Source organism: uncultured Brachyspira sp., from assembly GCF_944390845.1.
Lineage (GTDB): Bacteria > Spirochaetota > Brachyspiria > Brachyspirales > Brachyspiraceae > Brachyspira > Brachyspira pulli.
On record NZ_CALXRM010000033.1, the window covers coordinates 1 to 15,706 of the forward strand.

Genomic DNA, 15,706 nt, shown 5'->3' on the forward strand with positions numbered 1-15,706 from the left:
GTTAAATTAAAATCCATATTATTATTATACAATATATTAAAAAAATTGACAAACTTAAAAATTTTCAGTATATACTATTGTTTTATATTGATTTCAAGATTGATTATTATTTATTCAAATATATTTAAATAATGTTTACAAAAATATAAATTGTTTTATTATATTTAAATAAAATTAAATATTTATAGGTTATTTATTATGTTAGAAGAATTTAAAAAATTTATTATGAGAGGAAATATTTTAGATATGGCTGTTGGTATAGTAATAGGTTCGGCCTTTACTAAAATAGCTAACTCTTTTGTAAATGATATATTGATGCCTCCAATTGGTTTGATTTTAAGCGGTATAGATTTTTCTAATATATTTTTAGTGATTAAAAAAGGTGTTGTAAATGCAGGGCCTTATCAATCTCTTGCAGCAGCAAAGGAAGCTGGAGCTATTGTTATAAGTTTTGGTGTTTTTGTTAATACTGTAATAAGTTTTTTTATTACTTCTGTGGCTTTATTTTTAATTATAAAAGTTTTTAATAAAATGCAGGAAAAAATTATTAAAAAAGAAAAAGATGATAAAGAAGCTAAAGAAAAGACTTGCCCTTACTGTTTTTCTACAATAAATATTAAAGCATTAAAATGTCCTAACTGTACTTCTGACTTGACAACTACTGATGATAAGTCATAAATTTTATTCACAATATACATATTTTATATAGCAAACTATATTTTTTATAATATCTTATCTAATTAGATATTTTTATAATTATGTAAACTATATCTATATTAAAATTATATTTATAATATAGTATTTGTAATTTAATGTTTGATAATAAATTAATTGTTGTTTTGTAAATATAATTTATGTAATGTAAAAGTTTTTTAATTTAATTTTAAATATTTCTATTAGTAGTTAAAAATAAAAAAAATGTGGACTTCTATTTACTTATTGTGATTTTTGTATATATTATATAGTATAATATTAATTTAGGAGAAATGAATGGAAAAAAAATTTAAACTTGGATTAGTACCTAGACTAATCATCGGAATTCTGCTCGGTATATTCTTTGGACAGCAATTTATACCAGAAGTAATATCTAGATTAATCGTTACTCTTTCTGGAATTTTTAGTTCTTATTTAAGTTTCGTAATACCTTTGATGATTTTAGCTTATGTAACTATGGGTATAGCAGGTTTAAGAGAAGGTTCAGGTTTTTTATTGGCCGTAACATGTGCATTGGCTTATGCTTCAACTCTAATATCAGGTACGGCATCTTTTACAGTAGCTTATAATCTATTCCCTAGCTTTATGAATTCGGAAGATATTCAAAAAATAGCTGAAACTGCAGGAAAGTCTTTAGAGCCTTTTCTCTCTTTGAAATTTCCGCCTATACTTGATACTTTATCGGCAGTTTTATTTGCATTCATATTAGGACTAGGTATTTCTACTTTAAGAGCAAGTGAAAATAAAATGGGAGATTATTTGTATAACTCTTTCGGTGAACTATCTAATATAATAGACAGAACTTTAAGAATTTCAATAATACCATTCCTGCCTCTTTATATTTGCGGTACTTTTGTAAATATGACTAAAAGCGGACAAACATTTGTAATATTGGGAATATTGTGGAAAGTATTCTTAGTTGTAATATTAATGCATTTCATATATTTAGTTATAGTATTCTTTGTTGCAGGAGCTATAGGAAAGAAAAGTCCGATATTTCTTATCAAAAATCAAATACGCGGATATATCACCGCTTTAGGTACTCAGTCATCAGCTGCCACTATACCTGTAAACTTGCAGTGTGCCGAAAAAGACGGAATATCTGAACAAATAAGAAATTTCGTAGTACCTCTTTGTGCTAATATACACATGGCAGGCTCTATGATAACAATTACAGCATGTGCTACTGCTGTATGTTTAATGAATCAAATACCTATTTCTTATACTATAGTACTTCCTTTCATTCTTATACTTGGTATAGCTATGGTTGCCTCTCCAGGTGCTCCGGGCGGTTCCATAATGACAGCTTTGCCTTTCCTCTATATGGTAGGATTAGGTGCTCCAGACAGTCCTTTATGTGCTATAATGGTTGCTTTATACATTACTCAAGACTCATTTGGTACTGCATGTAATGTTTCCGGAGACAATGCTTTAGGTGTTATAGTAGATACTATATATAAGAAAAAAGTTATAAAATCTGCATAAAACTGACATATAATAAAATTTCTATATAATTAAGCCGTCTATAAAATATTTTATAGGCGGTTTTTTATTATATTAATTAATTTTATTTGTAATATATTTTTATAGAGTGTAGTATATACTTAAACAACTATATTTTGTCAATTTTTAATTTTTTGTAAATGTAATTTTTGTTTATTAATAGTATAAAATATTATTAAGTTTTGTTTGAAATGTGAAGTAAAACCAAGATTTGTGTCAAAATGCAGTCTTTCGCGAAGCGTATCCGAGCCTGTCGGGGATATAGATTCTCGCCGAAGGCGGTTTGTGCCTTATACCAATACTTTACCTAAAGGTACTCCTTTCAGTCGCAGTACTTCCTTCGGCCGTAAAAGAACTGTGGGTGTTACGAAGTACGCAGAGCGGTGGGCAAAGCCCCAGATATCAAAATAAAAATATAAATTTATTTTTGACAAAATATAGTTGTCTAGGTATATATTATTCTATTTCTAAATCTATAACTATATCTATTTCTGTGATAGAACATTTTAATTTTTTAGCAATTTCTTCTTTTGTTAAGCCTTCTTTGTATAGTTTTATTATATTAGCATTTTTGTCGGAATCTGTATCACTATCATCTATTGTTTTAGATGATTTCTTTTCATCTTTATCATAAATAGACATTTTAGTTTTAATAGTTTTATCTAATTTACTTCTTAATCTCTCTAAAGCTTCTTGTTTAGCTTTATCATCTATGGCTTTTATTGCTGTGTCTATATTATTCTTTTTAGTAACTTTCTTTTCATCTTTTTTTACTTCAGCAGTATTTGTAGTTTCTTTATTAGAAGCAGATGCATTGGCTGTTTTAGATTCTTTTTTTTCAGCAGTAGTAGGTTTTACTGTTGTCTTTACATTTTCATCATCTACTCTTATATCAAGTTTTTTCTTTTGAATATTATTAGCATCAATTACAACATTTTCATTTTTTTCTATTATTTGTTCTGTAGGTTGTAGTGTTTCAGCTTTATTTTCTATTATTACTTCTTCTTTTTTTATTTCTTCTTTCTTAACTTCTTTTACTTCTTCAGAATCTTTTTTTATATTATTATTTATTGCAACAGTATCTTGTACATTTAAATCTTTAGTTAATTTATTTGCTCTTGTAATAGCATCTTCCAATATAGATATTCTTGATAATGCTATATTGTTAAATTCTTTTACTAAAGCTTCAATTTCTTCTCTTGCTTTAGATACAGTTTCTTTTTCTAATCTTTCTCTAGCCTTTGAAACTATATATATATAGAATAGCGGTAGGGTAACAGCCAATATAATTACATTAATTATTATACTAATAAAAATTTGCATATTTAGAATTTCTTTATAATTTAATTAATAATCAACCTAGAAGATCTATTTTAGAACCTTTAGTTTGTTCTGAAGCAGTAACTTCTTCTATTTCTATAGTATTTTTGTTTTCATTATTATCAATGTCAGCAGCAGTTCTTTTTTTATTTTTCTTTCTATAGGACATATAACCTTGATCTTTAGGTCTTTGTTCTTCATCTTTCTTTTCTTTAACCTTTGTTTCATCAGAGATATTTTCTGATTTCACAACAGTAGAGTCTTTTATATAAGAATCTCTATGTATATCTCTATCCTCGGACTGCATAGCAATGGTTTTAGCTGCCATTCTAGTATGTTCCATACGTCCTATATGCGATTGCTGCATATATAATTGTTGTAAATCCAAAGGTGATATAGGCATTTTTAAATCTCCATATAATAATATGCCTTAAATTTTTATATCCTATACATCTAATATATACATTTTTTACTATTATTGCAAGTAAAAAAATAATTTATCTATAATTTAAAACATTATAAAATTGTATTAATAAAATAAAATTATAATATTTATTTATATATTGAATAAGCATAACTTATAATTGCTGAGGCTGCTGAAACATTTAATGAATCAAAATCATTTGCAGCATTTATTATTATGCTTCCATCAGAATTCTTTTTTAATATATCTCTTACTCCGCTATGTTCATTTCCAAGTATTATGGCAGTAGGGGAGTTAAACTTAAAATCTTCAATAGAGGTTTCTCCTTTTTCGCTTGCATAATATATCCAAAAACCTTTATCCTTCATAAAATCAATAACTCTGTTAAGATTGGTTTCTATGGATATAGGTAAATGATAAGCAGCACCTGCAGATATTTCATAAACTTTTTCATTTATAGGAGCAGAATTATCTTTAGGTATTATAATTCCAGCAACATCAAAGAAGTAAGCATTTCTAATGATAGCCCCTAAATTATGAACATCAGTTATAGAATCTAATATAAAAATTAATGGATTTTCTCTTCTTTCAAATGCTTTTTCTAAAAAACTTTCTAAACCTATTTCAGCATTTTCTTTAATATCCGCAGCTATTGAATATACTTTGCCTACGATTTTTTCCATTTCATTTTTATCTACATTCTTTATTATTACTTTGTTTTTTTCAGCAATTTTTACAATATCTTTTTCTCTTTTTGATATTGGGAATTTTATATATAAAGTTTCTACTAAATTTTTTGATATAGCTTCTACTATTGCATTTTTACTTGTTATAAACATAATTACTATTTCCTAAAATATTTTATATATACTAATATCATAATATATTTTAATTTATTTTTATTGCAAGAAATAAAACTTAATTTTGAAAATAAATAATATATTTTATTTTACTTTATCATATAAAGCATCAATTTTATTTTTATATGCTTCCATTACATTAGCTCTTTTTATTTTTAAAGATTGAGTAAGAAGTCCATTTTCTATAGTGAATTCTTCATCAGTAATAATAAGTTTTGCTATTGCTTCATAAGGTCTAAATCCATTTTTATAATTAATAAGATTGTCTAATTCACTTCTTATTAATTTATAAACTTCTTTTGAAGAAACTAAAGATTTTTCATCATAAGTTATTTTTTCTTTATCAAAATGTTCTTTTATATTTTCTTTATTAATTACAACTATAGCACCTGTTGAAGCTTTATCCTGTCCTACAAGCATAATCTGTGAAATATAAGGAGATTCCATAGCTTTATTTTCTATAGGCTGAGGTTCAACATTTTCACCTGTAAGAAGTACAATAGTTTCTTTTGCTCTTCCTGTTAAAACTATTTCTCCTTCCTGAGTATATGTTCCCAAATCTCCAGAGTTGAAAAAGCCGTCAATTTTTGATTGAGCAGTTAATTGCGGATCTTTATAATATTCTTTAAATATGTTAGGCCCTTTTATATAACAAACTCCCATAACTCCATCTGGACAAATATTTCCATTTTTATCTCTAACTTCTATTTTTACTTCTGGTATAGGAGCTCCGCATGTACCTCTATAATTTTTATATGGTGATCTTAATGTTACAACTGGTGAAGTTTCAGTTATTCCCCAACCAACAACTAAATTTATTCCAGTAGCTTCAACAAAATCCTCTATATACATAGGTAAAGCACCGCCGCCTGATATAGTAAGACGCATTTTACCGCCTGTTAATTCTACTATTTTGCTGTAAACCATTTTTTGTGCCATTTTATGGTATATAGGATCAAACATTCCAATGCTGTATTCCGCTTTTTTAGATTCTTTAGTTTCATTACCGAGCAAATAAACTAAATTATTTTGATATCTTACACTTCTAATATATCTTATTGATCTGTTTATTAAAAACTTAGCAAACTTTTGTGCTAATGGTTTTTTTCTGTCAATATTTTTCATTACAGTATTATATATATTAACCCATATAGCAGGTACTGAAATAAATATATCCGGTTTTTCTTCTGTAAAATCATTTTTTAAATATCTTTTATTTGTAATTGCAGTAAAACATCCTGTTATAGCAGTTACATAAGATATTGTTCTTTCATAAATATGCCATATCGGAAGAATAGTTAAAAGTTTTTCCCCAGGCTGCAATTTTATTATATCTGGCAATACTCTAACATTATGAAGTATATTTCCATGTGTAAGTATAACACCTTTAGGCTTACCTGTTGTTCCTGAAGTGTATATTATTGTAGCAATGCTTTCATTAGTTAATTTAGAAGCTTTATTTACAGCAAAATTTTCATCATTTTGTAAATGTTCTTCACCTAGTTCTACAAACTTATCAAATGAATAAATATTTTTATCTGGGTCATGCATAGAACTATCTAAAAATATTATTAAAGACAAATCATTATGATGTTTTTTTATTTTATCGAATACATATTTATTTTCTACAAGTACGGCTTCAGCTTCACTATGTTCTATTATGTAATTTAATTCATCAGAAGTAGAATCTATACCTCTAGGTACATCGGCAGAACCTAATGCTAAAAGAGCCATATCAGATATAAACCATTCTATTCTATTTTCAGAAAATATTGCTACATGTCTCTGTGCAAGTCCTTTTACTTCAAAAGCTTTAGCAACAGCATTTACTTTATCATATAATTTTTTGTATGTAATTGTAACTTTTTCATTATTGTTATTTCTATATCTGTAAGCTGGACTTTGTGCCATGTTTTGTACTGTTTCAAAAAAAGCACTAGGTATAGAGGTATAATTTCTCATAAAATCTCCAATATATTTAAATGATAATATAATTAATTTTTACTATTTTCACAATCAATAAGTAGTTAATTATAACTATAATACATATTAAAAATATTACAAGTGATTTTCAATGTATTTTATAACGTTTTTACTGTATTCTGATACTGTAAAAATATTTAATATTGGTTTTGATACATTTAGAAGTTTATTTTTGATATTTATATCTCTATATACTAATAACATAGCATCGGTAATTTCATTAGTTATTTCCATATTACAGCATATAGAACAATCCTTCACGGCTTCATAAACCCCAGATTTATTTGATATTATTGAAATGCATGATGAGTATAATGCTTCTATAACCGTAAGTCCAAATGGTTCATTTACAGCAGGCATTACTAAAGCATAACTATTGTTCAATAATTCTTCTTTTTCTTCTTCAGATACAAATCCTTTGAAAATGATATTATTTTCAGCATTGATTTTTTGTACTAAATCTTTTAAATATTTTTCATGTCTGCCTTTTCCTGCTATTATGAATTTTAAATCTTTATCATCAATCTTTTCTAACAATGATTTAAAAGCTAATATAGCATTCTCTATATTTTTTGGTTTTTCAATTCTTCCTATATAAACAAAATATTTTCCAGTATTTGGACTAATTATTTCTTTTGTATTTGTAATGCATGGATATATGGTTTCAGATTTTCTATTATAAACCCTTTTTATTCCTTCTGCAGTTCTTAAACTATTGGACATTATATAATCTATTTTGCTTACACCCAATCTATCCAAATACATAGTATATCTTGCAACTATATCCCAAGTTTTTTGAAGTTTTTTATAGCTTTCATCATCATAGCCATAAAGTCTTACACTTGGTTCATGACAGTACCAAAAACTTTTAGGTAATTTTATATTATTTTTTTCAGCGTATTTGAATGCAAGCCCGTAAAATATTGTTGCTGGGAAATTGTGTATCAATATAGCATCATAGTCTTTTAACTCATTAGCTAACATTTTGGCTGTTTTGTTAAAAATAAACGGATTCAATGTTATATCAGTTTTGACTTGTTTAATATAGTCTTCAATATTTGCTCTTAATTTGTAAGTATAAATAGTTATATCTATACCAATAGAATGACAGTATTTAGAAAATGAAAGTATAACATTTTCAGCACCGCCGTTATATCCAAAGGTTGGATGCAATATAGCTAATTTTTTTAATTTATTATTCATCTAATCTATGATAATTTATTTTTTATAATCTTACAAGCTATATAAATATTTATTTTTATTAGTTGATTTTTTTTATAAAATATTATAATATGTAAATACAGACACGTTATTTTATACATATAGGAGTTTAAAAATGAGAAATATATTGATAGTTTTAAGTTTTTTGATTATATTTGTTTCATGCAGTAATTCAAATAATAGTACAGGGAGTAATATGGATAATACTATAATAACATCTACAAATAAAGATGGAAGTATAACATTTGAACAAAAGAATAGTCGTTATAATATAGAGTATATTCCAAATGTTGTTTATGCTAAAAAAGATAATACAGATTTAACTCTACAGATAATGATTCCAAGATTATTATTTGTAGATACTAATGCTAAATATCCTTTAGTAGTTTATATACAGGGATCAGCATGGAGAAAACAAGATGTATATAAAAATTTAGTAGTTTTAGGAGATTTTGCAAGAAGGGGATATGTTGTTGCTATAGTTGAATACAGACCAAGCGATACAGCAGTTTTTCCTGCTCAGATAGAGGATACAAGAGATGCTATTAAATTTATGGTTGATAATGCTGATAAATATAATGCTGATACAAACAATTTATTTGTATGGGGAGATTCATCAGGCGGACATACTGCATTATTTACAGCAATACTATTAAATGAAAATGATAATACAATACCAAACATGAATGCAATTATATCTTATTATCCTCCTACAGATTTGCTTGAAATGAGAAATGATCCTTTAGGTTCAACTACTGGAGATGCAGAAAGTCCTGAAGGAATTTTAATTGGAAGAAAGAACGTTTATGATTTTCCAGAAGAAGCAAAAAAGATAAGTCCTTATTATGAGATTTCAAAAGCTAAAAATTTGCCTCCTATACTTTTAGCTCATGGTACAGGCGATAAATTAGTTCCTTTTAATCAAAGTAAAATTTTAGCTGACAAATTAAAAGAAGAGAATAGAGTATATGAATTTTATGCTATAAAAGATGCTGATCATAGTGATTGGCAGTTTTGGACTAAAGATATGTTTGATATTGTTGAAAATTTCATGAACAAATATAAAAAGTAAAAAATATTAAAGTAGAAAATTATTTTAGAAAAAAGTGCTGGTTTATTTTGTATCAGCACTTTTTTGTTTATGGCATTAATTTATATATTTGACCATTTTTCTATTTTTATAACCCATGCATTAGTTTGATTAGCAGCTTTTAGTCCGACTTCACTGTCTTCAAATATAATGCTTTCATTTTCTTTTACATTAAAATGATTAAAACATTTAAAAAATATTTCTGGGTCTGGCTTTTTCTTTTCAATATCATTTCCTGTCAAAACTAAATCAAATAATTTTTCAAGTTTGAATTCTTTCAATATTCCATAAACTCCATTAGGCGATGCAGTAGTGGCTAATGCAGTATATTTTCTATTATTTTTGTTGTTATTATCAAGCAATGTTTCCAATACAAATGGGTGAACATTAACTAGATTAAGATTTTCCAAATATATTTCCTCTTTTCTAATATGTATTTTTTCTACAAGTTCATCAAATTCAGCCTTATTTTTATCAAGAATATTATTTAATTTTAAAATATTGCTTGTGAATATTTTATAATGCAAGCCAAAACATTCATTATAATAATAGTCTTTATCCAGTTCTATATTAAATTCTTTTAAAGCATTGTAATAAGAATAATAATTTAGATATGCACTATCTATTAAAGTTCCGTCCATATCGAATATTAGTAATTTTATTTTTTCAGAGTTTAACATATTTATTTCCATTTGTGTTTATAATTTTGAATGATTATATCATATAAAAATAAAGAATTCCAATTTACATTAAAAATGATATAATAATTTTATAAAATAATCTACAGATCAAAAATTATAAAAAAGATATTATGAAAAATACTAAATCAAGAATAGAAAAAATTATAAACTTACTATCACAAGGACTTTATGAGAGAGAAGAAATTGTAGCATTAACTTTTCTTAGTGCTATTGCAGGAAAGCCAGTATTTTTATACGGCCCTCCCGGAACTGCAAAAAGCTTCATAGCAAAAAGAGTTTCATCAGCATTTAAAGATTCAAAATATTTTGGATATTTGATGCAAAGGTTTAGTACTCCTGAGGATATATTCGGGCCTATTAGTTTAGAAGAATTAAAGAATGATAAATATGTAAGAAAAATAGAAGGATATTTACCTGACAGTGATTTTGTATTTTTAGATGAAATTTGGAAAAGTACTCCAGCTATACTTAATACACTTTTAACTATAATAAATGAAAGAGTTTTTAAAAATGGTGCTGAAGAAATAAAAGTTCCATTAAAGGCATTGATTTCAGCAAGTAATGAAACACCTCCAGAAGGTCAAGGGCTTGAAGCTTTATACGATAGATTTATTATGCGTTTGTTTGTTAGTCCTATGAAGAATAAGGAAAATTTTGAGAAGATACTGCAAAATACAGACTCTAGTTCATATATAAGTATTGATGATGAATTAAAAATTTCTAATGATGAATGGGTAAAAATAAGAGAAGAAGCTAATAATATAAAACTCTCAAGAGCTGTTATTGATATTATTCATCATATAAAACTTTCAATAGAAAAATTCAATGAAGATAACAAAGATATAGCAATATATGTATCCGATAGAAGATGGCAGCATATTTCTTATTTATTAAAAATAGCAGCATATTTAAACAATAAAAAAGAAGTAGATATTTATGAAACTCTTTTAATTTCTAATTGTTTATGGAGTTTAGATGAACATATTAATGTAGTAAAAAAGATAGTAGAGAATGCCATTAGAACATCATACAATTTCAATAATAAAGATATTAATTCTTGGAGAGAAAGTTTAAATAATATTCAAAAAAATATTGATAATGAATTTTATAATTTAGAAAAAACTTATGATACAGAAAACATTGATGATAAGCCTTATATTACAGCAACTTTAAATATAAATATTGATGGATATGGTAATAAAGGCGAAACAATGATTTATATACCTATAAAACAGTTAGAGAAAAAAGGATATTTTTATCCATTAGACATATCAAGAAATCAGACAAAGAAATTTAGATGCAATTTTAACGGCACAGAAAAATGCACTGTAGAAATCAATTCCTCTACTTCAGTTAACGGTTTTGTATCAAATAAATTATCAAGAAATTATGAATTATTAATTGATATAGAGCCAGATTATTATATGAAAAAAGTTTCTTCAAAAAAAGTAAAAGAGGAAACTAAAAAAACATATTTAAATCTTATAGACTCTTTAATAACAAGCATTGAAAATATAATAACAAATTTAAAAAATGATTTTGATTCAAATAAATTATCATCAAAAAGTATATTTATATCAGAAGAAAATTTTAATATATTTATTGATATGTTTGATTCTTATATAAATAATCTTGAAAGTGAAAAATTGAATGCAGAAAGATTAAAAAGTGAAATAGAAAATCATGAAACAATTTGATTATGATTCTTATATGAATGAAATAAAGAAAACAGAAACCATTGCCAGAGGAGTTTTTAATGGTTCTTTTAATAATTTACAAGACAGCAGATTAGAAGAAGAACTTGAAGTAAAAATAACAAAATGGAAAAAAGATTTAAACGAATTTATAAATAATAATAATCCTTATGAAGAAAATAAAACAGAATTAGAAATATCAATAAAAAAATTAAAAGATAAAAAAAAGAAAATTACAAAAGAAGATATAAAAAATGATTTAGATAATATTAGTATTTTATCAAATAATATTGATATTAATTTTTGGAATGATAAATTAAATAATATTGAGAATCTTGATGTAATAAAGAATAATATTATTTCTTTATGGGAAAAAACTTATAGTAAAAAAAATAATGAATGGCTTGTTAATACTGTTAAACAAAAGAGATATAAATTTATTTCTGATATAGAATCCTGGATTCATCTAATCAAAAAATTAAAATATATGTCAAATATCTTAAGAATAAAAACAGGAGTCTTATGGGATTTTAGAGTAGGTGAGCTTGAAGAAGAAGATATTTCTTTATTATACAGATGGGTAAACTTTATTAATGAGTATAAAGACATAGATATTATATGTGATGCTATGGGACGCAGAATTGATGCTGATAAGGCTATAAAAAATGTTGAATTTAAAAATACTTATTCTCATACAAATAAAAAAATAAGCTCTAAAGAAGAAATTGTAGGTATATACTTTTCTAAGGATATTGAAAATGTTGTACCGGAAGAACTTTCACTTTTATGCAATGAGGATAGTGAAAAGTTATTCAAATTAAAATATATAGAAAACAGGCTTATGTGTTTTGATAAAAGTGCTTATGTATTCAATGAAAATGAACAAAATATGGTTAGAGCTGGATATAAGGACGGTAAAGGCGACATGATTATATGTATAGATACGAGCGGTTCTATGAAGGGTATTAGCGAATATATTGCCAAGGCTATAATGTTAAAAATGGTTATGCAGGCTTTATCCGAAAATAGAAATGCTTATTTAATTAACTTCAGCACAGAAATACATACTTGCCGATTCTCCAAAAACAACGGAATTGAAGATTTAATAAAATTTTTAAAACTTAGTTATCATGGAGGATCTGATATATATAAGGCACTTTATGAAGCTAATAGAATAATGAATACTTCAAGTTTCAAAAATGCTGATGTTTTAGTATTATCCGACTTTATAATGGAAGATATGGCAGATAATTTAGTACAGATATGCAATAAGCAAAAAAATAATGGCAATAAATTTTTTGCAGTATCTATAGGAAAATTTCCATTTGGTTATTCATATAAAAAAGTATTTAACAAACACTGGATATTTGATATAGATAATGGAATTAAAAAAATTTATTAGTTATTTACATTTACAATAGTCCAATTAGTTTTTTCAAATATATTATCCTTCACGATAAAATATCTATTGAAATTATATTTCATTTTATAATTAGCATTTGGATCTCCTTTTCCTCCAGCTATTTCTATTGCCATAATACCATTAGTTTTCATATCATTTGTTATTAATTTACTTGTAAATGGATTAATTGGATTTTCTAAATGTTTTGAAGCTAAATATGGAACATCAGCTATCGTCATAAATGTATTATTTGATACTATATTTCCTTTGGAATTTATGTCTTTAAAATATAACATTGAATTAAATATTTTAAACATTCCCATTTCATTTTTATCAAACACTGATGGAGAAAAATATGCTGAATGATCTGAAACTATTATTATTTTAGTATTATCATATACTTTATTTTCTTTTAAAAAATTGAAGAAATTTGCTAATTCTTTAAAAGAAGCTACTGTAGAATAATAAGTTCTTGCAGAAAAGTCGCCTCCAAAATATTCTAAATCTTCATTCGGAACTTCTTCTATATTTATAGAAGGTATAAAATTAGAATTATAATTAAAAGGTTCATGTGTACTATCACTATGTACAATATTGAAATAGTTTCCTGTTTCATTTATTTTAGTTAAATTTGTTAATGCTTGAAGTAATGCAAATTCTTGTATGGACTTACCAACTATAGTTAAATTTCTGCCTGAATTAGGTATGAGCCAGTCATTTTTAGAATATAATTGTGCTCTCAAGAAAACAGGTATCATTCTAAATAATGCAAATCTTACAGCTCTGTTTTGATTATTTTCTTCAATATTTTTTTTATGAAAAGTAGTACTATTTGTATTAGAATCATTAAGCAAATTTTTTAATTCTTCTGCAATCATACTGTCATTTTGATTGTAGGCTTTTATATTTGTATAGCCTTTAAATATTGTTAAATCAGGAATCCAAGAAAAATTGGCAAAAGCAGGATCAAAGGTCATAGACTCATATCTATTATTAACAAATAATTGCGGCATCATAAGCAATGATTCATTATGCTTATCTTTTAATACATATTTTTCATTTAATTCAAATGGAGCGTATTCGTATCCTCCATATAAAGCTTGTATACTTCCTATAGTACCTGCTCCTAATGATGTTGTATTTGGATACCATATAAAACCATCAAATTCTTTTTTTATTTCTGGAAATCTTTCAAGAACTATATTGCCAAATTCTGGATTTCCTCTGTCCAATATTATAATAAATATATTTGTTCCTGTTTTAGAGAAATTGAATATATTATAATCATTATTTGAATTATTAATTGATGATATTTGCAATAATTTTTTCTGTTCTTTATTTATTTTTGTGAAATCAAATATAGATATAGCAAGTAAACTTATTGTTATGATTATTAATATATTGAACAGAAAATTTATTAAGTTCTTTTTTATTATAATTACTGTAAGTGATAATATTACTAAAATTAATATAATATTTAATATGATTTGTTTAGCATTTGGTATTAACAAGTATTCTAATTCAAATTTAAAATTACTTGATATATATCCATAATCTATTACCATTATAAATGTATTAGCTAATGATATTAGAGATATCAATATAAAAATAAAAGTTATATTATTTTTAAATTTTTCTGAAAACAAAAAGTATAGGAATATTGGATATACAAAAAATATACCTACATATTTGAAAAACACAGTAAATATAATACTAAATGGATTTTCAAATTCCTGACCAGAAGATGCTATAAGAGATGTTAGTATAAATAAACCAGATAAAATTGTTATAGTTATCAGTGATGATATGAATATTTTTAATCTTAGTTTGCTTTCTATTTTTAGAAAATCTAATATTTTCTTTTTGTTTAGAATTATTGCTAACACTATAAGAGAAAGAATAAACCATATTAATAATAAATCTTTATAAGTTTTAACATGTATAATAAATGCTCTTAAAAATGTATATTGAACTGATTTATTTATTACTGTATTTCTTAAAAAGTATAATATAGTCATTATAAATATTAAAACAGTGTATAAACAATATATTATTTTTGATACTAGAATAAATATTTTATTATTCGATACCTTATTTATTATACTTTTTATTTTTTCAATATTTATTAAAACTATATTTTTGAAAAATGAAAATGCACAGTTAATAGTCCAATATAGTAAGAGTATAGCAGGAGAATTATATAGAAATACTAAAAAGAATAAACTCATTAAAAATATTGGTATAGATTGTTTAAAAGTTAATTTTTTAGAATATACGAATGTAGAGGCTAATGAAAAAGCTGTCATTACAAATGGAAGTAAATTTATATAATAATTTCCAATATGAATTATTTTATCCGGATCGCCTAAACTTTTTATAAGCCAAAAACTTTCGGTATTTGCTCCGCTCAAACTAGTAAAAAAATTATATCCGGCTAAGAAAAAAGGTATTTGTATTAATAATCCTAATACACCTCTGAAAGCATAAATTGTTTTATATCCATTAATTCTTTGACATGTCCTTATTAATAGATAAGCCTGATCCCCTTTATATACTGCTTTAATATTATCTATCATAGGCTTCATTTTGCTTTGCATATCTCTTTCTTTCTGCTGCCATTTTTCTGCTATATTATATAAAGGAAGTGATAATATATTAATAATTAAACTTACCAAAATAACACTTACAGTATAGCTGCTTTGTGTTAATACTTTAAAATAATAGAATATTGTTTCTAATAAAAATTCTATTGGGTATATAGTTAAACTATATATAATATCACCAAACATTGTAA

Annotated in this window: 12 protein-coding genes; 5 read left to right on the plus strand and 7 right to left on the minus strand. The window is 25.2% G+C overall.

Translation table 11 applies throughout. From position 1 onward, the window contains the following. Positions 1-198 precede the first annotated feature (198 nt). A complete protein-coding gene (mscL, locus tag Q0K52_RS08005; RefSeq protein WP_297298289.1) occupies positions 199-678 on the plus strand; it encodes a large conductance mechanosensitive channel protein MscL in 480 nt (159 codons plus the stop codon). A 312-nt stretch (positions 679-990) separates the two neighbouring features. Then, positions 991-2,199 (plus strand): dicarboxylate/amino acid:cation symporter, encoded by a 1,209-nt coding sequence (locus tag Q0K52_RS08010; RefSeq protein WP_297298290.1) that lies wholly within the window; start codon positions 991-993, stop codon positions 2,197-2,199. 474 nt (positions 2,200-2,673) lie between these two features. On the opposite strand, the gene Q0K52_RS08015 is transcribed toward Q0K52_RS08010, so the two are convergent. From Q0K52_RS08015 to Q0K52_RS08035, 5 genes are all read right to left on the minus strand, one after another. Then, a complete protein-coding gene (locus tag Q0K52_RS08015) occupies positions 2,674-3,540 on the minus strand; it encodes a hypothetical protein (protein ID WP_297298292.1) in 867 nt (288 codons plus the stop codon). A 31-nt stretch (positions 3,541-3,571) separates the two neighbouring features. Further along, on the minus strand, positions 3,572-3,940 hold the full coding sequence (locus Q0K52_RS08020) for a hypothetical protein (RefSeq protein ID WP_297298294.1): 369 nt from the start codon (positions 3,938-3,940) through the stop codon (positions 3,572-3,574). A gap of 149 nt (positions 3,941-4,089) precedes the next feature. After that, the gene (gene rlmB, locus Q0K52_RS08025; RefSeq protein WP_297298296.1) at positions 4,090-4,800 is read right to left on the minus strand and encodes a 23S rRNA (guanosine(2251)-2'-O)-methyltransferase RlmB; all 711 of its coding nucleotides are present in this window, start codon (positions 4,798-4,800) and stop codon (positions 4,090-4,092) included. 105 nt (positions 4,801-4,905) lie between these two features. Beyond that, entirely contained in the window at positions 4,906-6,783 is a 1,878-nt protein-coding gene (locus tag Q0K52_RS08030; RefSeq protein ID WP_297298298.1) for a long-chain fatty acid--CoA ligase, read from the minus strand. A 96-nt stretch (positions 6,784-6,879) separates the two neighbouring features. Continuing rightward, on the minus strand, positions 6,880-8,007 hold the full coding sequence (locus Q0K52_RS08035; RefSeq protein ID WP_297298299.1) for a glycosyltransferase family 4 protein: 1,128 nt from the start codon (positions 8,005-8,007) through the stop codon (positions 6,880-6,882). Between the two features lie 133 nt (positions 8,008-8,140). On the opposite strand from Q0K52_RS08035, the gene Q0K52_RS08040 reads away from it, so the two are divergent. Beyond that, the gene (locus tag Q0K52_RS08040) at positions 8,141-9,097 is read left to right on the plus strand and encodes an alpha/beta hydrolase (protein ID WP_297298301.1); all 957 of its coding nucleotides are present in this window, start codon (positions 8,141-8,143) and stop codon (positions 9,095-9,097) included. Between the two features lie 80 nt (positions 9,098-9,177). Here the strand turns inward: Q0K52_RS08040 and Q0K52_RS08045 are convergent, their stop codons facing one another. Beyond that, positions 9,178-9,795 (minus strand): HAD family phosphatase, encoded by a 618-nt coding sequence (locus Q0K52_RS08045; RefSeq protein WP_297298302.1) that lies wholly within the window; start codon positions 9,793-9,795, stop codon positions 9,178-9,180. 131 nt (positions 9,796-9,926) lie between these two features. On the opposite strand from Q0K52_RS08045, the gene Q0K52_RS08050 reads away from it, so the two are divergent. Next, a complete protein-coding gene (locus Q0K52_RS08050) occupies positions 9,927-11,513 on the plus strand; it encodes an AAA family ATPase (protein WP_297298304.1) in 1,587 nt (528 codons plus the stop codon). Next, on the plus strand, positions 11,500-12,912 hold the full coding sequence (locus Q0K52_RS08055; RefSeq protein WP_297298306.1) for a VWA domain-containing protein: 1,413 nt from the start codon (positions 11,500-11,502) through the stop codon (positions 12,910-12,912). The genes Q0K52_RS08050 and Q0K52_RS08055 overlap by 14 nt, the downstream gene beginning before the upstream one ends. On the opposite strand, the gene Q0K52_RS08060 is transcribed toward Q0K52_RS08055, so the two are convergent. Then, complete coding sequence (locus Q0K52_RS08060) at positions 12,909-15,701, minus strand: YidC/Oxa1 family membrane protein insertase (RefSeq protein WP_297298308.1); 2,793 nt, start codon at positions 15,699-15,701, stop codon at positions 12,909-12,911. The genes Q0K52_RS08055 and Q0K52_RS08060 overlap by 4 nt on opposite strands. Positions 15,702-15,706 lie beyond the last annotated feature (5 nt).